This is a genomic window from Pseudomonas sp. PF05, assembly GCF_056521845.1.
The window spans coordinates 101,780-122,575 of the sequence record NZ_JBWLPW010000001.1 but is presented as its reverse complement, the minus strand read 5'-3'; the positions used below and the strand labels follow the sequence as shown (position 1 = coordinate 122,575).

Annotated in this window: 19 protein-coding genes; 8 read left to right on the top strand and 11 right to left on the bottom strand. The window is 61.6% G+C overall.

The features are described 5' to 3' along the window. Window positions 1-3 precede the first annotated feature (3 nt). From trhO to AC09SL_RS00555, 3 genes are all read right to left on the bottom strand, one after another. Complete coding sequence (gene trhO / locus AC09SL_RS00565) at window positions 4-945, bottom strand: oxygen-dependent tRNA uridine(34) hydroxylase TrhO (protein ID WP_058545012.1); 942 nt, start codon at window positions 943-945, stop codon at window positions 4-6. Window positions 946-1,245: 300 nt separating this feature from the next. Beyond that, entirely contained in the window at window positions 1,246-1,545 is a 300-nt protein-coding gene (locus tag AC09SL_RS00560) for a BolA family protein (protein ID WP_014337210.1), read from the bottom strand. Window positions 1,546-1,557: 12 nt separating this feature from the next. Further along, window positions 1,558-2,079: a DUF2059 domain-containing protein gene (locus AC09SL_RS00555; RefSeq protein WP_058545013.1), complete on the bottom strand. Its 522-nt coding sequence runs from the start codon at window positions 2,077-2,079 to the stop codon at window positions 1,558-1,560. Window positions 2,080-2,270: 191 nt separating this feature from the next. Between AC09SL_RS00555 and AC09SL_RS00550 the strand changes: the two genes are divergently transcribed. Further along, window positions 2,271-3,665, top strand: a complete 1,395-nt coding sequence (locus AC09SL_RS00550; RefSeq protein ID WP_058545014.1) for a class II fumarate hydratase — start codon at window positions 2,271-2,273, stop codon at window positions 3,663-3,665. 35 nt (window positions 3,666-3,700) lie between these two features. Here the strand turns inward: AC09SL_RS00550 and AC09SL_RS00545 are convergent, their stop codons facing one another. Then, window positions 3,701-4,663 carry a DMT family transporter gene (locus AC09SL_RS00545; RefSeq protein WP_058545015.1) on the bottom strand — a complete coding sequence of 321 codons (963 nt, stop codon included), beginning with the start codon at window positions 4,661-4,663 and terminating at the stop codon, window positions 3,701-3,703. Window positions 4,664-4,853: 190 nt separating this feature from the next. On the opposite strand from AC09SL_RS00545, the gene AC09SL_RS00540 reads away from it, so the two are divergent. Continuing rightward, on the top strand, window positions 4,854-5,051 hold the full coding sequence (locus AC09SL_RS00540) for a DUF6316 family protein (protein WP_058545016.1): 198 nt from the start codon (window positions 4,854-4,856) through the stop codon (window positions 5,049-5,051). Between the two features lie 245 nt (window positions 5,052-5,296). Here AC09SL_RS00540 and AC09SL_RS00535 read toward each other — a convergent pair whose 3' ends face one another. After that, the gene (locus AC09SL_RS00535) at window positions 5,297-6,481 is read right to left on the bottom strand and encodes a thiolase family protein (RefSeq protein WP_058545017.1); all 1,185 of its coding nucleotides are present in this window, start codon (window positions 6,479-6,481) and stop codon (window positions 5,297-5,299) included. Window positions 6,482-6,584: 103 nt separating this feature from the next. Beyond that, window positions 6,585-8,099, bottom strand: a complete 1,515-nt coding sequence (pap, locus tag AC09SL_RS00530) for a polyphosphate:AMP phosphotransferase (RefSeq protein ID WP_058545018.1) — start codon at window positions 8,097-8,099, stop codon at window positions 6,585-6,587. A gap of 240 nt (window positions 8,100-8,339) precedes the next feature. On the opposite strand from pap, the gene mnmC reads away from it, so the two are divergent. The 5 genes from mnmC to AC09SL_RS00505 all read left to right on the top strand — a co-directional run bounded on the left by mnmC (window position 8,340) and on the right by AC09SL_RS00505 (window position 15,820). Next, complete coding sequence (gene mnmC / locus AC09SL_RS00525) at window positions 8,340-10,337, top strand: bifunctional tRNA (5-methylaminomethyl-2-thiouridine)(34)-methyltransferase MnmC2/FAD-dependent 5-carboxymethylaminomethyl-2-thiouridine(34) oxidoreductase MnmC1 (protein ID WP_058545019.1); 1,998 nt, start codon at window positions 8,340-8,342, stop codon at window positions 10,335-10,337. Window positions 10,338-10,443: 106 nt separating this feature from the next. Beyond that, window positions 10,444-12,216, top strand: a complete 1,773-nt coding sequence (locus AC09SL_RS00520) for an N-acetylglutaminylglutamine amidotransferase (RefSeq protein WP_058545020.1) — start codon at window positions 10,444-10,446, stop codon at window positions 12,214-12,216. Between the two features lie 3 nt (window positions 12,217-12,219). Then, window positions 12,220-13,965 (top strand): N-acetylglutaminylglutamine synthetase, encoded by a 1,746-nt coding sequence (gene ngg, locus AC09SL_RS00515; RefSeq protein ID WP_058545021.1) that lies wholly within the window; start codon window positions 12,220-12,222, stop codon window positions 13,963-13,965. Window positions 13,966-14,230: 265 nt separating this feature from the next. Beyond that, on the top strand, window positions 14,231-15,421 hold the full coding sequence (locus AC09SL_RS00510; RefSeq protein WP_058545022.1) for an osmoprotectant NAGGN system M42 family peptidase: 1,191 nt from the start codon (window positions 14,231-14,233) through the stop codon (window positions 15,419-15,421). 171 nt (window positions 15,422-15,592) lie between these two features. Further along, window positions 15,593-15,820, top strand: a complete 228-nt coding sequence (locus AC09SL_RS00505; protein ID WP_003199186.1) for a YheU family protein — start codon at window positions 15,593-15,595, stop codon at window positions 15,818-15,820. Here AC09SL_RS00505 and csrA read toward each other — a convergent pair. The 3 genes from csrA to AC09SL_RS00490 form a co-directional block, all read right to left on the bottom strand. Then, window positions 15,809-16,009 (bottom strand): carbon storage regulator CsrA, encoded by a 201-nt coding sequence (csrA, locus tag AC09SL_RS00500; RefSeq protein ID WP_003199177.1) that lies wholly within the window; start codon window positions 16,007-16,009, stop codon window positions 15,809-15,811. The genes AC09SL_RS00505 and csrA overlap by 12 nt on opposite strands. Before the next feature lie 151 nt (window positions 16,010-16,160). Then, window positions 16,161-16,493 carry a YnfA family protein gene (locus tag AC09SL_RS00495; protein WP_058545031.1) on the bottom strand — a complete coding sequence of 111 codons (333 nt, stop codon included), beginning with the start codon at window positions 16,491-16,493 and terminating at the stop codon, window positions 16,161-16,163. Between the two features lie 57 nt (window positions 16,494-16,550). Continuing rightward, entirely contained in the window at window positions 16,551-17,366 is an 816-nt protein-coding gene (locus AC09SL_RS00490; protein ID WP_058545023.1) for an SDR family oxidoreductase, read from the bottom strand. 231 nt (window positions 17,367-17,597) lie between these two features. Between AC09SL_RS00490 and AC09SL_RS00485 the strand changes: the two genes are divergently transcribed. Further along, window positions 17,598-17,750, top strand: a complete 153-nt coding sequence (locus AC09SL_RS00485; RefSeq protein ID WP_003183939.1) for a DUF3309 family protein — start codon at window positions 17,598-17,600, stop codon at window positions 17,748-17,750. Window positions 17,751-17,812: 62 nt separating this feature from the next. On the opposite strand, the gene AC09SL_RS00480 is transcribed toward AC09SL_RS00485, so the two are convergent. Continuing rightward, window positions 17,813-19,906 (bottom strand): LTA synthase family protein, encoded by a 2,094-nt coding sequence (locus tag AC09SL_RS00480; RefSeq protein WP_058545024.1) that lies wholly within the window; start codon window positions 19,904-19,906, stop codon window positions 17,813-17,815. A 468-nt stretch (window positions 19,907-20,374) separates the two neighbouring features. Continuing rightward, entirely contained in the window at window positions 20,375-20,782 is a 408-nt protein-coding gene (locus AC09SL_RS00475; RefSeq protein WP_058545025.1) for a hypothetical protein, read from the bottom strand. Window positions 20,783-20,796 lie beyond the last annotated feature (14 nt).

Below are 20,796 nucleotides of genomic sequence, written 5' to 3'. Positions count from 1 at the left end.
GATTCAAGCCTCGGAAGATGTTTGCTTATAGTTGTAGCCGATCGGATGCGGCATGTTGCGAGCCTTGGCCAACTCGATCTGCTTCTGTCGGTCGATGGCGCTGCGACGGGTTTTCTCGCTCAGTTTATCCCAGCAGTGCGGGCAACTGATGCCCGGCACATAGTGCTCCGAAGCACGGTCTTCCACGCTCACCGGGGTACGACAAGCGTGACATTGATCGTAGTCCCCTTCGCTGAGGTCGTGGCGGACGGTGACGCGGTTGTCGAACACGAAGCAGTCGCCGCGCCACTTGGTTTCTTCCTGAGGGACCTCTTCGAGGTATTTCAGGATGCCGCCCTTGAGGTGATAGACCTCGTCGAAACCCTGGCCGAGCATGTAGCTGGAGGCTTTTTCACAACGAATGCCGCCGGTGCAGAACATCGCGACTTTCTTGTGCCTGGCCGGGTCGAAGTTGGCCTTGATGTACTCAGGGAACTCACGAAAGCTGGTGGTCTTGGGGTCGATGGCGCCTTCGAAGGTGCCGATGGACACTTCGTAATCGTTACGGGTGTCGATCAACAGCACTTCCGGATCGCTGATCAGCGCGTTCCAGTCCTGTGGTTCGACATAGGTGCCGACCTGCTTGTTAGGGTCCACGCCTTCGACGCCGAGGGTAACGATTTCTTTCTTGAGCTTGACCTTGGTGCGGTAGAACGGCTGTTCATCGCAGTACGACTCTTTATGGTCGATGTCGATCATGCGCGGATCGTTCTTGAGCCAGGCCAGCAGGCCGTCGATGCCTTGGCGAGTGCCGGAAACCGTACCGTTGATACCTTCTTCGGCAATCAGCAATGTGCCTTTGATGCCGTTGTCGAGCATGGCCTTGAGCAAGGGCTCACGCAGCTCGACGTAATCTTCAAGGGTGACGAACTTGTACAGTGCCGCCACGACAATGGGTTGTGTCATGGGTGTTTCTCCAGGTGGCTACCCTCGTAAAGGGTGAACCGGATGCGAAAAAAAAACGCGCCGGGTGAAAGGCGCGTTGCGGATTCTAACAAAAACAATGTGGCTTTAGGAGCGAAGTGCCCTGGAGCGAAGCGCTTATCGTGGCGAGGGAGCTTGCTCCCGGCTGCTCTGTAGGAGCTGGCGAAGCCTGCGATCTTTTAATCTTTCGCTCGAGATTCAAGTGCAAGGAGAAAGATCGCAGCCTCGTTGCACTCGACAGCTCCTACAGCCCCCGCCACAAAAAGCCTCACGCCCTATCGATCAGTGCTTGCTGCCACCGGCACACGTCGGGGAAGCTGGGGCCGCGTCGATCTGGGCCCATTCTTCGGGGGTGTAGGTGTGCAGTGCCAACGCGTGGAACTCACCCATCAGCTCGCCCAGCGTGCCGTAGACCTTCTGATGACGCTTGACGCGATTGAGCCCTTCGAATTGCTGGCTGACCACCACGGCCTTGAAGTGGGTCTGCAGGCCACGGCTGTGCATGTGGCTTTCATCCAGCACTTGCAAGTGCTCAGGCTGCAAGAGCCCGAGTGTCGATTCGATGCGTTGTTGCATGCTCATACCAGGCTCCGCTTACGGCTTTTTCTTGGCTGGGGCGGCGGCTTTGGGCTCGAGCTCGGCCGTCATGTCCGCCAGCAGCTTGTTGACCACCGGGACCGCGCTTTCAAGCTTGGCCTGGGTCAGTTGGGCCGATTGCTGGGTCAGTTGAGGCATTTTCTCCAGGACTTTCTTGCCCAGGGGCGAGCGGTAGAAGGACACCAGCTCCTTGAGTTCCGGCTCGCTGAAGTTGGAGGTATAGAGCTTGACCATGTCAGGCTTGAGCTTCTTCCAGCCGATGGCCTGGTCCAGCGCGGCGTTGGCCTTGGCCTGGTAGGTTTCGAGGGTGGCTTTCTTCGACTCGGGGGCCTTGGTCTGTTCAAAGCGCTGGGCAAACATCTGCTGCACTTGCATGTACACCGGGGTACCCAGTTTGTCAGCGTGCGCCAGGGTCAGGAACTCTTCGGCACTGGCGTTGTGGCTGGCGGTATCGGCAAAAACAGGACCGCTGGCACACACCAGAGCAACTGCGGTACAGATGGCACGAAGACGGGTCATCGAGTTTCCTTTGATTACAGGCGAGGTAGAACCCCAAGGGCGATCATTCTGCGCCTAATAAACGCCGGCCCTCAACCCCATTACTCTGCGCGTCCGATTGACGGGCCGGACCGATCGAAAAACGATTGAGGGAACCCGTGTCGCCCTTCAGGGCCTAAACTGCGCATTCAGACCTACAGGAGTTTGACCCGATGAGCCGTATCGAAACCGACAGCCTTGGCCAGGTTGAAGTCCCGGATGAAGCCTACTGGGGTGCCCAGACGCAGCGCTCCATGATCAACTTTGCCATTGGCAACGAACGCATGCCGCTGTCGGTGCTGCACGCCCTGGCGCTGATCAAAAAAGCCGCCGCGCGGGTCAATGACCGCAATGGCGACTTGCCCGCCGACATCGCGCGCCTGATCGAACAGGCCGCCGACGAAGTCCTGGCCGGCCAGCATGACGACCAATTCCCGCTGGTGGTCTGGCAGACCGGCAGCGGAACCCAGAGCAACATGAACGTCAACGAGGTGATCGCCGGGCGCGCCAACGAACTGGCCGGCAACCCCCGCGGCGGCAAGACCCCGGTGCACCCCAACGACCACGTCAACCGCTCCCAGAGTTCCAACGACTGTTTCCCCACCGCCATGCACATTGCCGCGGCCCAGGCCGTCCACCAGCAATTGCTCCCGGCCATCAGTGAGCTGTCCGGCGGCCTGGCGGAACTGGCGGCGCGCCACATGAAACTGGTCAAGACCGGCCGTACCCACATGATGGATGCCACGCCGATCACCTTTGGCCAGGAACTGTCGGCGTTCATTGCCCAACTCGATTACGCCGAACGGGCGATCCGCGCCGCGCTACCGGCGGTCTGCGAACTGGCCCAGGGCGGTACGGCGGTCGGCACCGGGCTCAATTCACCCCACGGTTTCGGCGAAGCGATTGCCGCTGAACTGGCGGCGCTGTCGGGCCTGCCGTTCGTCACCGCGCCGAACAAGTTTGCCGCGCTGGCCGGCCATGAACCCCTGACGTCCCTGTCCGGCGCACTGAAAACCCTCGCCGTGACCTTGATGAAGATCGCCAACGACCTGCGCCTGCTGGGCTCTGGGCCACGGGCGGGGTTTGCCGAGGTGAAACTGCCGGCCAACGAGCCGGGCAGTTCCATCATGCCTGGCAAGGTCAACCCGACCCAGTGCGAAGCCTTGTCCATGCTGGCCTGCCAGGTCATGGGCAACGACGTGACCATCGGCTTTGCCGCCAGCCAGGGGCATTTGCAGTTGAACGTGTTCAAACCAGTGATCATCCACAACCTGCTGCAATCGATTCGCCTGCTGGCCGATGGCTGCAGCAACTTCCAGCAGCATTGCATCGCCGGGCTCGAGCCGGATGCCGTGCAAATGGCCGCGCACCTGGAGCGCGGGTTGATGCTGGTGACTGCGCTGAACCCGCACATCGGCTACGACAAGTCTGCGGAAATCGCCAAGAAAGCCTACGGCGAAGGGTTGACCCTGCGTGAGGCGGCGCTGCAACTGGGGTACCTGACCGATGAAGAGTTCGATGCCTGGGTGCGGCCGGAGAATATGCTGGAGGCGGGTAGCCAGGGTTAACGCCGCCCCCTGCTCGCGAAGAACGATAACGCGGTTTAAGGCCCGACCGCCAAACGCTCGCGTCGGGCCCTGAGCCCGGCGATCAGCGACGGGCCCAGGGCAACCAGCGCCGACCCCAGCACCACCAGCACCGCCCCGCCATACCCCAGCAGATTGATCTGCTCGGCATGAACATAATCAGGCCACCACCAGGCCGCCATCGCCACTGCTGCGAACGTCACCAGCGGTGTGATCGCCAGGGTCGCGCTGACCCGCGACGCCTCCCAATGGGCCAAGGCTTCGGCAAACGCGCCATAGGCAATCAGCGTGTTGAGGCAACACGCAAGCAACAACCAGCCTTGCAACGGACTCAATTGCAGCGCCTCCAACGGATGCACCCAGGGCGTGAGCAGCAACGCGCAGAACAGGTAGATCACCATCATCACCTGCAACGAATTCCACACCGTCAACAATTGCTTCTGGCCCAGGGCATAAAATGTCCAGACTGTCGACGCCAGCAACACCATCAGCACCCCGGTGGTGTAGTCACTCAGGGACGTCAGCAACTCGCCCAGGCGCTGGTTGAAGAACAGCGTAAAACCGATCAGCAGCACCAGCAGGCCGATGCCCTGCCCCACGCTGAAGCGCTCCTTGAACACGAACAGGCTGGCGACCAGCAACATGATCGGCCCCATCTGCACCACCAGTTGCGCGGTGCCAGGGCTCAAGCGGTTCAGGCCCATCAGGTACAACACGTAGTTGCCCACCAGCCCCAGCACCGCCATCGCCACCAGCCAGCCGCCACGCGGCCCAAGGACCTTGCGACTGGGCAGGCGCCGGGTGGCAGCCAAATAGATGAACAGCAAACCGCCGGACACCAGCAAGCGAAACCAGGTCACGGTGACCGGGTCCATCACTTGCAGCACTTGCTTGAGCTTGATCGGCAGGATTCCCCAGAGCAGGGCAGTCAACAGGGCGAGGAACAGGCCGTAGACCCAGCGACCGGACGATATGTGCATGCAACCCTCGAAGCCCAAGACAAAGGACTTCCATTCTAGGCGTCTATTGCGCCACGACACAGGGACAGTTGAGCAGAGGCCGCCCATGGGATTGTATGGGTCGTAGCCGTCGATCGGCTGGACAGGCGGGAATCAGGGACAACACATATGCTCATTTGAAACAGACCTTGCTGCACTCTGGAGACCCGACATGCTTGGAAAACGCGCCTTGGATCCCGCCCCTACGACCATTTTTCGCAGTGACCGGATCTGCCGGGTTAACGGCGAGTTTTATTTCAATACGCGCGAGGGCACCCAGGAAGGTCCGTTCGCCACCCGCGAGGCGGCAGAAGTGGAGATAGCAGCGTATATCCAGCGGATGCAGCGTCTGACTCAGGTTGCCAGCTGAGCCTTATTCATCGGTAGCCCCCGCGCCGCCGTGCCCGAACTGCACAGGAGCTGTGTAGGAGCTGTGTAGGAGCTGTGTAGGAGCTGTCGAGTGCAACGAGGCTGCGATCTTTCCAAAAACACTTGAATCTCAAGCGAAAGATCAAAAGATCAAAAGATCAAAAGATCGCAGGCTTCGCCAGCTCCTACAAAGCCAAGCAGGAGCATTCTTTGGCCACAAAAGCTTCTGACGCCATAAGCTCGTGATTATCTCACCGCCTCAAACAACCCCGTAGCCCCCATCCCACCGCCCACGCACATGGTCACGATGCCGTAGCGCAGGTTGCGTCGTTGCAGCTCGCGCACCAGATGCCCCACTTGCCGCGAGCCGGTCATGCCGAACGGATGGCCGATGGAGATCGAGCCGCCGTTGACGTTGTATTTCTCGGGATCGATTTCCAGCCGGTTGCGGCTGTACAGGCATTGGGAAGCGAAAGCCTCGTTGAGTTCCCACAGGTCGATATCGGCGATCTGCACCCCCTTGGCCTTGAGCAGCTTGGGCACCGAGAACACCGGGCCAATGCCCATCTCGTCCGGCTCGCAACCGGCCACGGTGAAGCCACGGAAAAACGCCTTGGGCTTGAGGCCCAGCGCCAGGGCTTTCTCCAGGCTCATCACCAAGGTCATCGAGGCCCCGTCGGACAACTGCGACGAGTTGCCCGCCGTCACCGAACCGTCCTCGGCGAACACCGGTTTCAGTCCGGCCAGGCTTTCGTAGGTGGTGTCCGGGCGATTGCAATCGTCGCGATCGACCACACCGTCGAGGATCTGCACAGCACCCGTGTTCTTGTCCTCGACCCGGTACTTGACCGCCATCGGGATGATTTCGTCATCGAACAACCCGGCCGCCTGGGCCTTGGCGGTGCGCTGCTGGCTCTGCAAGGCGTAGCGGTCCTGTTCCTCGCGGCTGACCTGATAACGACGGGCGACAATCTCGGCCGTCTGGCCCATGGGGAAATAGATCCCGGGCACCTGCTCCTTGAGCAGCGGATTGATCAGGTGGTCGGTGTTGACGCTTTTCATCGTCAGGCTGATGGATTCCACGCCGCCCGCCACGATGATGTCGCTGCAACCTGAAGCGATCTGGTTGGCGGCGATGGCGATGGCTTGCAGGCCCGAGGAACAGAAGCGGTTGAGGGTCATGCCGGCCGTGCCGATGCCCAAGCGCGAGAGCACCGCCACGTTGCGCCCGATGTTGTAGCCCTGGGCACCTTCATTGGACCCGGCCCCGACGATGCAATCCTCGACACTGGCCGGGTTGATGTCGTTGCGCGCCAGCAAGGCATCGACACAATGGGCCGCCATGTCGTCTGGACGGGTCATGTTGAACTTGCCGCGAAAGGACTTGGCCAGGCCGGTCCGCACGCTGTCGACGATCACCACTTCACGCATGGCTGTACCTCATTGTTTTAGTCGGTTGAGAGTGAATCGAGCATAAATCCACTGCATAACCGACCGCGACAATCATTCACCCCGCGTATGCGTCCCCATCGCCCTAGCGCTTCTTCTTGCGAGCCTGTCTTGCGCTACGCTCGAAAGCGGCCTCCAGCGCCTCGTTGAGGGTGCGCAACACCTTGACCCGCGCCCAGCGCTTGTCGTTGGCTTCCACCAATGTCCAAGGGGAAATCTCGGTGCTGGTCCGGTCGACCATGTCACACACCGCAGCGCGGTAAGCGCCCCATTTGTCGCGGTTGCGCCAGTCATCCTCGGTGATCTTGAAACGCTTGAACGGGATCTCCTCGCGCTCCTGGAAACGCTCCAGTTGGGTTTCCTTGTCGATGGCCAGCCAGAACTTGACCACCACCACGCCGGCATCGGCAATCTGCTCTTCGAAGTCGTTGATCTCTCCGTAGGCCCGCAGCCAGTCGGCCTGGCTGCAAAAACCTTCGACCCGCTCCACCAGCACCCGGCCGTACCAGGAGCGGTCGAACATGGTGAATTTGCCCCGCGCGGGAATATGCCGCCAGAACCGCCACATGTAGGGGTGCGCGCGCTCCTCTTCAGTGGGTGCGGCAATTGGCACGATGCTGTACTGACGCGGGTCCAGGGCGGCCGCGACCCGCCGGATCGCCCCGCCCTTGCCTGCCGCATCATTGCCTTCGAACACCGCCACCAAGGCGTGCCGGCGCATGCGTTTGTCCCGCAGCAAGCCGGAGAACCGCGCCTGCTCGGTGATCAGTTGTTCTTCGTAATCGGCCTTGTCCAGGCGCAGGGTCATGTTCAGGCTGTCGAGCAGCGTGACCTGGCCGTCCAGCGCCGGCAGCGGCGCCACACTGACCTTTTGCGGCCTGACCTTCGGCCGGTCCAGGGCCTGTCGCAAGCCGTCGAGCAGGATCCGTCCGACGGTGAGGCTGCGATAACAGCTGTCCATGCCTTCGATCACATGCCACGGCGCGTAATCACGACTGGTGCGGCGCAATACGCGCTCGCCGTATTTGACGAACTTGTCGTAGGTCTGGGACTGCTGCCAGTCCAGCGGGCTGATGCGCCAGCTGTGCAGCGGGTCATCCTTGAGCCCCTTGAGCCGGGCCTTCATCTGTTTCTTGGACAGGTGAAACCAGAACTTGAAGATCAACGCGCCTTCGTCGCAGAGCATTTTTTCCAGGCGCTCGGCACCGGCAATCGCCTGGTCGAGCCGCGGGTCCTTGAACTCACCATGAACCCGGCCCTGCAGCATCTGGCTGTACCAGTTGCCGAAGAAAATTCCCATGCGCCCCTTGGCTGGCAGCATCCGCCAATAGCGCCATGCCGGAGGCCGCGCCAGTTCCTCGTCGGTCTGTTGGTCGAAGGTGCGCACCTCGATCAGCCGCGGGTCCATCCATTCGTTGAGCAACTTCACCGTCTCGCCCTTGCCCGCACCTTCGATGCCGTTGATCAGCACAATGACCGGGAACCGGCCCTGCTGCCGCAGCTCGAATTGAGCTTCGAGCAGCGCTTCACGCAGGGCCGGCACCTCGGCCTCGAAGGTGTCTTTATCAATGACATGACCGATTTCAGCGGATTCAAACATGGGCAGCTCCTTCCGGGGATGGGCCAAGATTAGCGGATTGGCTGCGGCTCGTGTGATTGCGTGTAGGAGCTGCCGAGCGAAGCGAGGCGGCGATCTTTTGATCTTGATCTTTCGCTTGGGACTCAATTGCCTGGGGAAAGATCGCAGCCTCGTTGCACTCGACAGCTACAGATGTGTATGCACGGCAGCAATCGGCAATCGATCGGCTAGAATGGCCGCTCAGTTTTGACCGAGCCTGCCATGACGCCCATCCAGCAACACGCCCAACTCGACTGGGATGATCAGGGTCGCCCGCGATCGCGGGTATTCGACGATGTGTATTTTTCCGACCAGTCGGGGCTGGAAGAAACCCGTTATGTGTTCCTTGAGCAGAACAACCTGGCCGAGCGTTTCGCGGCCCTGGCCGATGACGGGCGGCTGGTGATCGGCGAAACCGGATTTGGCACCGGCTTGAATTTCCTCTGTGCCTGGCAACTGTTCGAACAGTGCGCACCGACAGGCGCCCGGCTGCATTTCGTCAGTGTCGAGAAGTACCCCTTGAGCCCCCAGGACCTGGGCCGGGCCCTGGCCCTGTGGCCGCAACTGCGCCTTCAGGCGGAGCAGTTGCTTGAGCAGTACGTGGCGATCCACCAGGGTTTCCAACGCCTGGTCTTGGCGAACGGACGGGTGACGCTGACCTTGTTGATCGGCGATGCCCTGGAGCAGTTGCCGCAGCTGGACGGGCAGATCGACGCCTGGTTCCTGGACGGTTTTGCGCCGGCCAGGAACCCCGAGATGTGGACCGCCGAGCTGTTCGCCGAACTGGCCCGGTTGGCAGCGCCCGGCGCCACCCTCAGCACCTTCACCAGCACCGGTTGGGTCCGGCGATTGCTGAACGCGGCGGGCTTCAAGATGAAGCGCACGCCGGGCATCGGCCATAAATGGGAAATCCTGCGCGGTGTGTTTCTCGGCTGGCCGGAGCAGACACCCATGCCGTCTCCGGCAAAACCCTGGTACGCCCGCCCCCTGCCGCAAACCGGCGAACGCCGGGCACTGGTGATCGGCGGCGGCCTGGCCGGTTGTGCCAGCGCCGCCAGCCTCGCCGCACGTGGCTGGCAGGTGACGCTGCTGGAGCGTCACGCCGGGTTGGCGGAGGAAGCCTCCGGCAACCCTCAGGGTGTGCTGTACCTCAAGCTGTCGGCCCATGGCACGGCGCTGTCGCAGATGATCCTCAGCGGCTTCGGCTACACCCGGCGCGTGCTGGAGCAACTGCAACGCGGCATTGACTGGGACGCCTGCGGCGTCTTGCAACTGGCCTTCAACAGCAAGGAAGCCGAGCGTCAGGCGCAACTGGCCGAGGCGTTCCCAGGGGATTTGCTGCACACCCTCGAGCAGTCCGAGGCGCAGGTGCGGTCCGGCATCGGCCTGGCCTGTGGTGGTCTGTTTTATCCCGAGGGCGGCTGGGTGCATCCACCGGCGCTGTGTCGCTGGCAAGCCTCGGGCACGACGATTGACGTCCAGCCCCACCATGAAGTGTTGTCACTGCGCCGCGTGAACGGCCAGTGGCAGGCATGGGACGGCGAACGATGCCTGGCCAGCGCGCCGGTGGCGATCCTGGCCAGTGCCGCCGAGATCAAACGTTTCGAACCGGCCACCGACTTGCCGCTCAAGCGCATTCGCGGGCAAATCACCCGGCTGCCGCAAACCGCCCGCAGCCAGAGCCTGGCAACCGTGGTCTGCGCCGAAGGTTATGTGGCCCCGCCACGGCTGGGCGAACACACCTTGGGCGCCAGTTTCGATTTCAACAGCGACGACCTGACGCCCACGGCCGCCGAGCACGCCGGCAACCTGCAGATGCTCGAAGAAATCTCCCACGACCTGGTGGACCGCCTGAACGCTGGCAGCCTGGACCCGGAACGCCTCGAAGGCCGTGCGGCGTTCCGTTGCACCAGCCCGGATTACCTGCCGATCGTCGGCCCATTAGCGGACCGCCAGGCCTTTTCCGAGGCCTATGCGGCCCTGGGCAAGGACGCCCGCCAGGTGCCAGACACCCCGTGCCCGTGGCTCGACGGCCTGTACATCAACAGCGGCCACGGCTCCCGCGGCCTGATCACCGCCCCCCTGTCGGGCGAACTGATCGCCGCCTGGCTGGACAACGAACCCCTGCCACTGCCCCGCAGCGTGGCCGAAGCCTGCCATCCGAACCGGTTTGCGTTGCGGGCATTGATTCGGGGCAAGGCCCTACCCGCCGGCTTATAACGCATTGATCTAAAACTCACAGCGATCCCCTTGGTCAGTTTCAGGATACCCGCTCTTTCGGCGTGTATGCTTGACCCCTCCCCAACGGAAAAACCGGTAAGGACTTATGTGCGGATTAGCTGGAGAGTTACGTTTCGATCAACAACCTGCGGACCTTGCGGCCGTAGAGCGAATCACCCATCACCTGGCCCCTCGCGGCCCCGACGCCTGGGGCTTTCATAGCCAGGGGCCGATTGCCCTGGGCCATCGGCGCCTGAAAATCATGGACCTGTCGGACGGCTCGGCCCAGCCGATGATCGACAATCAACTGGGCCTGTCCCTGGCCTTCAACGGCGCGATCTACAACTACCCGGAACTGCGCAGCGAGCTCGAAGGCCTGGGCTACACCTTCTATTCCGGTGGCGACACCGAAGTGCTGCTCAAGGGCTACCACGCCTGGGGCGAAGCGCTGCTGCCCAAGCTCAACGGCATGTTCGCCTTCGCCATCTGGGAACGCGATGCCAAGCGGCTGTTCATCGCCCGCGACCGCCTCGGCGTCAAGCCGCTGTACCTGTCGCGCACCGGCCAGCGGCTACGTTTCGCCTCGGCATTGCCGGCGCTGCTCAAGGGCGGCGATATCAACCCGATGCTCGACCCGGTGGCCCTCAACCATTACCTGAATTTCCACGCGGTAGTCCCGGCGCCCCGTACCTTGCTGGCCGGTGTTGAAAAACTGCCGCCCGCCACCTGGATGCGCATCGAAGCCGACGGCAGCACCGAGCAGAAAACCTGGTGGACCCTGCCCTACGGCCCCCGGGCCGATGAACAGCACCTGAATCTGGAAGACTGGATCGACCGCGTGCTCGACAGCACCCGTGAAGCGGTCGCCATTCGCCAACGCGCCGCCGTGGATGTCGGCGTGCTGCTTTCCGGCGGCGTGGATTCGAGCATGCTCGTGGGCCTGCTGCGGGAAGTCGGCGTAGAAGACCTGTCGACCTTCTCTATCGGTTTCCAGGATGCCGGTGGCGAGCGCGGTGACGAGTTCCAGTATTCGGACCTGATCGCCAAGCACTACGGCACCCGCCACCACCAACTGCGCATCGACGAGAAAGAGATCATCGAGCAACTGCCGGCAGCGTTCCGTGCCATGAGCGAGCCGATGGTCAGCCACGACTGCATCGCCTTCTACCTGCTGTCGCGGGAAGTGGCCAAGCATTGCAAAGTGGTGCAGAGCGGCCAGGGCGCCGACGAGCTGTTCGCCGGTTATCACTGGTACCCGCAGGTCGATGGCGCCAGCGATCCGTACGCGGCCTATCGCGCCGCCTTCTTCGACCGCAGCTACGAAGAATATGCCGCCACCGTGCAGCCCAAATGGCTGACGGCCAACGATGCGGCCGGCGACTTCGTCAAAGACCATTTCGCCCAGCCCGGTGCCGATGCCGCGGTGGACAAGGCCCTGCGCCTGGACAGCACCGTGATGCTGGTGGACGACCCGGTCAAGCGCGTCGACAACATGACCATGGCCTGGGGCCTGGAAGCGCGCACGCCCTTCCTGGACTACCGCCTGGTGGAACTCTCGGCCCGGGTCCCGGCGAAATTCAAGCTGCCCGATGGCGGCAAGCAGGTGCTCAAGGAAGCCGCCCGGCGAGTGATCCCCAGCGAGGTGATCGACCGCAAGAAAGGCTATTTCCCGGTGCCAGGCCTCAAGCACTTGGAAGGCAATACCCTGGCCTGGGTCCGCGAGCTGCTGCTGGATCCGAGCCAGGACCGCGGCCTGTTCAACCCCTCCATGCTCGACCGCCTGCTGACCGACCCCAATGGCCAGCTCACGCCATTACGCGGATCGCGGCTGTGGCAACTGGCGGCGCTGAACCTGTGGCTCAGCGAGCAAGGAATCTGATCGATGAAACCTCATGCAACCGTTCACAACCAACGCCTCTTGCGCGGCCAGGCGCCCTCCTACGAACGCCTGCAGGCACGCCTGGCCGAAGACGGCAGCGAATTGGGTGCCGACCCGATCGCGGTGCATTGCGGCTGGGGCCGACTTTTGATCGGCCACACCTTCCCGGACCCGGCAAGCCTGGCCCGGGAACTGCTCAACGAACAACCCGGCGAACGCGACATCGCCTTGTACGTGGCCGCGCCCCAGCAAGTGCTGGGGCTGGAACCGGCACAACTGTTCCTCGATCCATCCGACACCTTGCGCCTTTGGTTCAGCGACTATCGCCAGGCCACACGGGTGTTCCGCGGCTTTCGGATTCGCCGGGCCCAGGGCGAGACCGACTGGCAGGCCATCAACCAGCTCTACCAAGCCCGTGGCATGCTGCCCATCGACCCGCTGCGCCTGACCCCGCGTCATGAGGGTGGCCCGGTCTACTGGCTGGCCGAAGATGACGATACCGGTTCGGTGATCGGCAGCGTCATGGGCCTGAATCACCAGAAAGCCTTCAACGACCCCGAAAATGGCAGCAGCCTCTGGTGCCTGGCCGTAGACCCGCAATGCCCACGGCCCGGCGTGGGTGAAGTGCTGGTACGTCACCTCATCGAGCATTTCATGAGCCGTGGCTTGAGTTACCTCGACCTGTCGGTGTTGCATGACAATCGCCTGGCGAAAAACCTCTACGCCAAACTCGGCTTTCGCAATCTCTCGACCTTCGCCATCAAACGCAAGAACGGCATCAACCAGCCGTTGTTCCTGGGACCAGGCCCCGAAGCGCAGTTCAATCCTTATGCGCGAATCATTGTCGAAGAGGCTCACCGTCGAGGCATCGACGTGCAGGTGGACGATGCCGAGGCCGGCTTGTTCACCCTGGTCCACGGCAGCCGCCGGGTGCGCTGCCGCGAATCCTTGAGCGACCTGACCAGCGCCATCAGCATGACCCTGTGCCAGAACAAAAGCCTGACCCACAAAGTGCTGAAAAACGCCGGCCTGAACCTGCCGGCCCAACAGTTGGCGGGCAATGCCGATGACAACCTGGCGTTTCTCGACGAGCACGAACGGGTGGTGGTCAAGCCGCTGGACGGTGAACAGGGCCAAGGCGTGGCGGTAGACCTGCGCACCATCGAGGAGGTGCAGAGTGCCATCGAAGCGGCCCGGCAGTTCGACAGCCAGGTCCTGCTGGAAAGTTTCCACGAGGGGCTGGACCTGCGCATCCTGGTGATCGGCTTTGAAGTGGCGGCGGCGGCGATCCGGCGGCCGGCGGAGGTGATCGGCGATGGCCGGCACACCATTGGCGCATTGATCGAAGCCCAGAGCCGACGACGGCAAGCGGCCACGGGCGGCGAAAGTAAAATCCCGATGGATGCCGAAACCCTGCGCACGCTCAGCGCAGCAGGGTTCGACTACGACAGCGTGCTGCCCGCTGGGGAGCATCTGTTCGTGCGGCGTACGGCGAACCTTCATACCGGCGGCGTGCTGGAGGATGTCACCGGGATCCTGCATCCGACCCTCGCAGATGCGGCGGTGCGCGCCGCGCGGGCACTGGACATCCCCATGGTCGGCCTCGACCTGTTGGTGCCGGCGGCCGATCAACCCGAGTACGTGTTCATCGAAGCCAACGAACGCGCAGGCCTGGCCAATCACGAACCACAACCCACCGCCGAACGCTTTGTGGATTTGTTGTTTCCCCATAGCCAGGTGGTGGCCTAGCTCTTCTTCTGTGCCGAAGAAGCTTGCTCGCGCAGAGCTGCGACGTAAGAACTGTGCAAGAGCTGTGTAGGAGCTGTGTAGGAGCTGTGTAGGAGCTGTCGAGTGCAACGAGGCTGCGATCCTTCCAAGAACACTTGAATCTCAAGCGAAAGATCAAAAGATCAAAAGATCGCAGGCTTCGCCAGCTCCTACAAAGTCCAGCGCAAGCATGCTCCCTCGCCACAGGGTTTCCGTACTTCAACTCAATGTTCCGTGAGGAGTTTCCATGATCAGTAAAATTCCCGAACCGGATCTCGAATACCTGCGAAAGGTCCTGCTGGAGATGCTCGCCATTCCCAGCCCTACCGGCTTTACCGACACCATCGTGCGCTATGTCGCCGAGCGGCTCGAAGAGCTGGGTATCGATTTTGAAATGACCCGCCGTGGCACCATCCGCGCCACGCTCAAAGGCCGCAAGAGCAGCCCCGACCGGGCCGTGTCGGCGCACCTGGATACCATCGGTGCCTCGGTGCGGGCCATCAAGGACAACGGCCGCCTGACCCTGGCCCCGGTGGGTTGCTGGTCCAGCCGATTTGCCGAAGGCAGCCGGGTCAGCCTGTTTACCGACACCGGCGTGATCCGTGGCAGCGTGCTGCCATTGATGGCGTCCGGACACGCATTCAACACCGCCGTGGATGAACTGCCCATCAGTTGGGACCACATCGAGCTGCGCCTGGACGCCTATTGCGCCACCCGCGCCGATTGCGAAACCCTGGGTGTAGGCATCGGCGACTACGTCGCCTTCGATCCTTTGCCGGAATTCACCGAAAGCGGCCACATCAGCGCCCGGCACCTGGACGACAAGGCCGGGGTCGCGGCGCTGCTGGCGGCGCTCAAGGCGATTGTCGACAGCGGCGAAGAACTGCTGATCGATTGTCACCCACTGTTCACCATCACCGAGGAAACCGGCAGCGGTGCAGCGGCCGCATTGCCTTGGGACGTCAGTGAATTCGTCGGCATCGACATCGCGCCCGTCGCCCCTGGCCAGCACTCAAGCGAACATTCTGTCAGCGTGGCCATGCAGGACTCCGGAGGCCCCTACGACTATCACCTGTCGCGGCATTTGTTGAAACTGGCCAAGGAGAACGAGGTACCGGCACGCCGCGACCTGTTCCGCTACTACTTCAGCGACGCTCATTCGGCCATCACCGCCGGCCACGATATCCGCACTGCCCTGCTCGCCTTCGGCTGCGACGCCACCCATGGCTACGAACGCACCCACATCGACAGCCTGGCCGCCCTCAGCCGCCTGCTCGGCGCCTACATCCTCAGCCCGCCGGTGTTCGCCAGCGACGCGCAACCAGCCCAAGGCTCACTGGACCGCTTCAGTCATCAGATCGAACACGATACGCAGATGGAAAGTGATACCCGGGTGCCGCCGGTGGATAGCCTGGTGGGACAGCGCTCCGATAGCTGATCCAACACTTCACTGACTGGGCTATTGCCATCGCGAGCAAGCTCGCTCCCACAGGGTGCGCCATTGTGGGAGCTTGCTCACGATGGGGCCAGAACAGCCCCATAGAACCCAAGGCTAGCCGCAAAAGCCCGTTGGCCGTAGCATCGCCCTATTGTCTAGCCGAGGTACCCCATGCTCATCCCCCACGATCAACTCGAAGTCGATACGCTCACCCGCCTGATCGAGGATTTCGTGACCCGCGACGGCACCGACAATGGTGACGACACGCCCCTGGAAACGCGGGTTCTGCGGGTCAGGCAAGCCCTGACCAAAGGCCAGGCGTTGATCGTCTTCGACCCCGAAAGTGAACAGTGCCAACTGATGCTCAAGCACGACGTGCCCAAACACCTATTCGACTGAACAGGCCTTGCGGGTGGCATGGGCCTTTTTCTTCTGGATCTTGTCGTAGATTTCGGAGCGATGGACATCGACGTGCCGTGGCGCTTCCACGCCAAAACGCACCGTGCCGCCACTGACCGACAGCACACGGACGGAAATATCGTCACCGATGGAAATCAACTCACCTACAGCGCGGCTTAATACAAGCATGGTTCTTGTCCTTAAGAATGTCTGGACCCTGACCATGCCCGGCCTGTTTCCTGTTCTCAAGACACCCGCGAGAATTCAGTAAGGCCCTACAAGCAAAGTTCTCGTGACTGACGGAAACTTCCTGCAAAACCCTGTCGGACCGACCGTTATTTCAGGGCGCCGAGAGCCTCGGCCCGAACAGAATCACACTCGCCCCCAACACGCAGAGCGCCACGCCAATCCAGTCGGAGCCCAGTGGCCGGACCCGCTCCACCACCGCCAGCCAGCCAATGGAGGCAATGATATAGAGACCGCCGTAGGCGGCGTAGGCGCGCCCGGCGTACGTCGCTTCGACGCGGGTCAGCAACAGGGCGAACAACGTGAGGCTGAGCAACGCCGGGGCGATCCACCAGGCGCTCTTGCCCTGGCGCAGCCACATCCAGAAGGCGTAGCAGCCAGCGATCTCAAACAGCGCGGCGAGAAAAAACCACAGGTAATTGAGCATGCAGATGTCCATCAGGAAGGCCGAATGGCGCCATCCTGAGGACATCGGGCAGCCAGGTCAATTGTGGTTTTGCCGGGCCTTGGCGCGCATCTTGTCGGCCATGACGGTCATTTCGTCGTACAACAACTGGGGATTCTTCTGCTTGAGGGCCCAAGCCATGCGTCCCTGTTCGTGGGGCAGGATCATGAACTCACCTTGGGCGACCTGCTGGTAGATGTAGTCGGCAATATCCGTGGCGCTGATCGGTGAGCTTTCCAGCAACTTGCCAACCTGGGCTTTCATGGCCGGGGTCGGACCGCGGAAGGAGTCCAGCAGATTGGTCTGGAAGAATGACGGGCACACCACGTGTACGCCAATTTCCTGCTGCGCCAGCTCCACCAGCAGGCTTTCCGAGAGCGCCACGACACCCGCCTTGGCCACGTTGTAGTTGCTCATGGCCGGGCCCTGCATCAGGGCTGCCATGGAAGCGATGTTGATGATCTTGCCGCGACTCTTTTCCAGCAGCGGCAGGAACGCCTTGCAGCCCTTGACCACGCCCATCAGGTTGATTGCGATCTGCCAGTCCCAATCCTCCAGGGAGAGTTCGCTGAAGAAGCCGCCCGAGGCGACGCCGGCATTGTTGACGATGATATCGATACCGCCGAACTTCTCTTCGCAGGCCTGGGCGAACGCAGTCAACTGGCTGTAGTCGCGCACATCGCAACGCTGGATGAAGCCGTCGCCACCAGCACCACGCACTAACTTGAGGGTTTCCACAAGGCCTGGCTCGCTGACATCCGATAAGGCCAAGCGCCATCCTTCGCGGGCCCAGCGCAGCGCGATTTCGCGACCCAGGCCGGAGCCCGCACCAGTGATCATCATGCGATTTTGCATAGCAAACAGCCTTGTTGTTCCGGGAGAGATGGGTCGAGTGTAGCGAAGGCGTTCAACAGACCCACGCTCCATCAGATTGCTGAATGGCGAAGGCAAACCGTAGCCGTATAAAAACTTTGAATTTTTTACAAGGCGCGACGGTCGGACTTATTAAGCCGCCCGGATTTAACGCATGCGCGCTGGTAGTTGGAAGTTGCATCACTCCAGAACTGACCAATAAGGAAATCTACAATGGGCACAATACTTATCATTATCCTGATCCTCCTGCTGATCGGTGGTCTCCCAGTCTTCCCCCACTCCAGAAGTTGGGGTTACGGCCCGTCCGGTATCATCGGTGTGGTATTGGTGGTGCTGTTGGTCCTGCTACTACTGGGCAAGATATAAACCACTAAGTAAGCGCAAAAAAAAGAGGCCTTTGCAGGCCTCTTTTTTATGTGCACCGTTTATCAGTCCGGCTTGCCGTCCACGACACCAGCGGTGTTATCCAACAGGCTCTTGGTCGCGGTTTGCAGGAAAGCTTCGAGCTTGAGTTTCATCTCGGCAGTGTCAGGTGCATCCGGGATGATTTGCGCATGCGGGTTGGCGCCCAGTTCATAGCGATACATCTTCGGTGCCATTTCCTTTTCCTTCGGTAGCATCAGGACGGTGTCACCCCGGATGATCGCGGTGGTCTGATCACTGCCCGACGGCTTGATCACACCAAAACCGGGATCGCCTTGCGGCAGGTTCAACAGGTCCCGGCCCCAGCACTGGTTGCGTACTTGCCCACCGATCCGGCCCATGATGGTCGGCACGATGTCGACCTGGGTGCCCACGGTGTGGTTACGCTGGCCGAATTTTTCCTGGACGCCCGGGCCGATCAACAGCATCGGCACGTTGAAACGGCCCAGGTCCATCTCGGTGATCTGGCGTTCGTTGCCAAAGCCATGGTCGCCGACCACGACGAACAGGGTTTCCTTGAAATAAGGCTCCTTGCGGGCCTTCTCGAAGAACTGGCCCAACGCCCAGTCGGAGTAGCGCATGGCGGTCAGGTGTTCGTTCAGGCTGCCACGATCGGTGACCCGCTCGACTGGCAACGGCGTCGGCAACGCATAGGGCGTGTGGTTGGACAGGGTTTGCAGCAAGGCATAGAACGGCTTGCCGTTTTCCCGCGCCTTGAGCTCGATCAGGCCACGGTCGAACATGTCCTGGTCGGACACGCCCCAGGTCGGATCGGAGAACACCGGGTTCACGAAGTCGTTACGCCCGATGAACGTGGTCATGCCCTGGCTGCTGAAGAAACCCGACTGGTTGTCCCAGGCAAAATCGCCGTTGTAGACATACACATCGTCGTAGTCACGGGCGCTGAGCAGTTGCGGCAGGCCCGACAGCTTGTGGCTGCCCTCCGGCGTCTGCATCAGGTATTCGAAACCCGGCAGGTTGGGGAAACACGCCATGGTGGCGAACATGCCTTGGTGGGTGTGGGTGCCGTTGGAGAAAAAACGGTCGAACAGCAGGCCTTCCTTGGACAGCTTGTCCAGGTAAGGCGTGATGTTGCCCGGCGCACCCAGGGCGCCCACCGAGTGACCGGCCATGCTTTCCATGAGAATCACGACCACGTTCTTGATCGGCAGGGTCTTGTCCGCCGGCGGCGTGTAGTCGCGGCGCACGGCGGCTGTCTCGGGGTCCACGAGTTTATCGTCGGGCATCACCAGCATGTCGCGCACGGTCTGCTGCGCCAGCGGTTGCTCGAGGGTGGCCTTCCAGATGTTGTCACGCTCTTCGGACATCCGGTTCTTGGCTGCGGCCACTAGCGACAGCGTGCCATTGAGGCCCAACTGGTTGGCGAAGTTCGAATCAGTGGTGTAGACGTCGCCCCAGCGCAGGGGCGGCCCTTGGCGCAAGGTGCCACGCGCGGCTGTCACGGCGACCAGCAGGCAAACGACGAACACCACGACACGCCCATACCACGGGGCGACCTGCCGGGTGCCGATTGTGCCGCCACTGAACGGCCCGCGGGGACGCGTGGCGCGGTCGGCGCCCTTGAACGCCAGGCTGAGGATGAGAGTACCGCCGGCCCACGCCAGCAGGTAGCGCACCACCGGGAAACCGTACCAGAGCATGCTCATCACGGTTTTCGGGTCTTCCTTGACATACTGGAAGACCAGGCCGTTGAGGCGCTGGTGGAATTCACGGTAGAAATCCATTTCCATCAAGCCCAGGAACAGCGCGATGCTGGAGGTAACGGTCAGCCAGAAACGAAAGAACCCACGAGCCGCCATGGCCCTTGTGCTGAACAACGCCAGCAATAACGGAATGCTGAGGTAGACCACCAGGCGCAAGTCGAAACGCAAGCCGTTGACGAACGCTTCAACGAAGGTCGAGGCCGGGGTGTCGAGGATCATCTCGCGGTTATAGACCAGCAGCGCCACGCGCAGCAGGCTGAACATGACCATCATCACCAGGGCGCAAAGCAACGTGTAGGACAGGTGCGATTTGACGGTCGGTTGCAGCAGGCGATGCGTATTGCGCTGCTGACTCAGGGCGTCCGGGATTGCCATGTCGTTTAAGGACCCTATTGGAGTTGGAGTGACAAAAGAAACAACGGCGCGCCCTCTATTGGCCAAAGCTGGCATCGGGGCTTGCGCGAGTGCGCAGATGTTGCACGAACGGCTATGGCATTGCCATTAAATAACCGGCGGCGATATGAGCGCGAGAGATTGTCCGCAAGATTTGGTGAAAATTTCGTTCAAAGAATATTCAGAAACACAAAAAGCCCAGCCTGCCGATGCGCTTGGGCCGAACGCTAGGGTGGCGAGAGCGCTTACTCCCTCTGTGTAGGAACTGGTAGGACCTGTGTAGGAGCTGTGTAGGAGCTGTGTAGGAGCTGTCGAGTGCAACGAGGCTGCGATCTTTCCCCAAACACTTGAATCTAAAGCGAAAGATCAAAGATCAAAGATCAAAAGATCAAAAGATCGCAGCCTTCGGCAGCTCCTACAGAGCCCCGCGGGGGCAAGGTCTCCCGCTTCTCAATGAAACTGTCGACCCAAGCCCGCCGGCACGCCTTCGATGGTGGTGTCTTCCCATGGGCCATTCGGGCTGACGGAACGGCTCCAACCGTTGTTCCAGCGGTAATAGGTACGCTGGCGATAGAACGTGTTCGTCTGCTTGTCCAGCACATAGACCCCAAGCTTGGCGTCCCAGTGACTGTTGCCACCCGGTGGTGGGGCGAAGCTGGCGGAGGTACGCGGCAGCGGCTTGGCCGGTTTGTTCGGTGTGACAGGCTTGCCCGGAGGCATTGACGGGACAGGTTTGGTGGTCGGGGTCGATGGAGGGATCGGTGGCAGCGGCGCCGAGGGCTCCGGCGGCCGCTGGACCGCACAAGCGCTCAGGCCCATGACGAGCGTGAGCAGGGTGATACGAGCGATGGCGGTCATGGTGCGAATTCCTG

What these genes read in the sequence shown, in the direction of transcription:
- trhO (WP_058545012.1), bottom strand. Translation starts at nt 945, where the DNA reads ATGACACAACCCATTGTCGTGGCGGCACTGTACAAGTTCGTCACCCTT.
- AC09SL_RS00560 (WP_014337210.1), bottom strand. Translation starts at nt 1,545, where the DNA reads ATGAGCATGCAACAACGCATCGAATCGACACTCGGGCTCTTGCAGCCT.
- AC09SL_RS00555 (WP_058545013.1), bottom strand. Translation starts at nt 2,079, where the DNA reads ATGACCCGTCTTCGTGCCATCTGTACCGCAGTTGCTCTGGTGTGTGCC.
- AC09SL_RS00550 (WP_058545014.1), top strand. Translation starts at nt 2,271, where the DNA reads ATGAGCCGTATCGAAACCGACAGCCTTGGCCAGGTTGAAGTCCCGGAT.
- AC09SL_RS00545 (WP_058545015.1), bottom strand. Translation starts at nt 4,663, where the DNA reads ATGCACATATCGTCCGGTCGCTGGGTCTACGGCCTGTTCCTCGCCCTG.
- AC09SL_RS00540 (WP_058545016.1), top strand. Translation starts at nt 4,854, where the DNA reads ATGCTTGGAAAACGCGCCTTGGATCCCGCCCCTACGACCATTTTTCGC.
- AC09SL_RS00535 (WP_058545017.1), bottom strand. Translation starts at nt 6,481, where the DNA reads ATGCGTGAAGTGGTGATCGTCGACAGCGTGCGGACCGGCCTGGCCAAG.
- pap (WP_058545018.1), bottom strand. Translation starts at nt 8,099, where the DNA reads ATGTTTGAATCCGCTGAAATCGGTCATGTCATTGATAAAGACACCTTC.
- mnmC (WP_058545019.1), top strand. Translation starts at nt 8,340, where the DNA reads ATGACGCCCATCCAGCAACACGCCCAACTCGACTGGGATGATCAGGGT.
- AC09SL_RS00520 (WP_058545020.1), top strand. Translation starts at nt 10,444, where the DNA reads ATGTGCGGATTAGCTGGAGAGTTACGTTTCGATCAACAACCTGCGGAC.
- ngg (WP_058545021.1), top strand. Translation starts at nt 12,220, where the DNA reads ATGAAACCTCATGCAACCGTTCACAACCAACGCCTCTTGCGCGGCCAG.
- AC09SL_RS00510 (WP_058545022.1), top strand. Translation starts at nt 14,231, where the DNA reads ATGATCAGTAAAATTCCCGAACCGGATCTCGAATACCTGCGAAAGGTC.
- AC09SL_RS00505 (WP_003199186.1), top strand. Translation starts at nt 15,593, where the DNA reads ATGCTCATCCCCCACGATCAACTCGAAGTCGATACGCTCACCCGCCTG.
- csrA (WP_003199177.1), bottom strand. Translation starts at nt 16,009, where the DNA reads ATGCTTGTATTAAGCCGCGCTGTAGGTGAGTTGATTTCCATCGGTGAC.
- AC09SL_RS00495 (WP_058545031.1), bottom strand. Translation starts at nt 16,493, where the DNA reads ATGCTCAATTACCTGTGGTTTTTTCTCGCCGCGCTGTTTGAGATCGCT.
- AC09SL_RS00490 (WP_058545023.1), bottom strand. Translation starts at nt 17,366, where the DNA reads ATGCAAAATCGCATGATGATCACTGGTGCGGGCTCCGGCCTGGGTCGC.
- AC09SL_RS00485 (WP_003183939.1), top strand. Translation starts at nt 17,598, where the DNA reads ATGGGCACAATACTTATCATTATCCTGATCCTCCTGCTGATCGGTGGT.
- AC09SL_RS00480 (WP_058545024.1), bottom strand. Translation starts at nt 19,906, where the DNA reads ATGGCAATCCCGGACGCCCTGAGTCAGCAGCGCAATACGCATCGCCTG.
- AC09SL_RS00475 (WP_058545025.1), bottom strand. Translation starts at nt 20,782, where the DNA reads ATGACCGCCATCGCTCGTATCACCCTGCTCACGCTCGTCATGGGCCTG.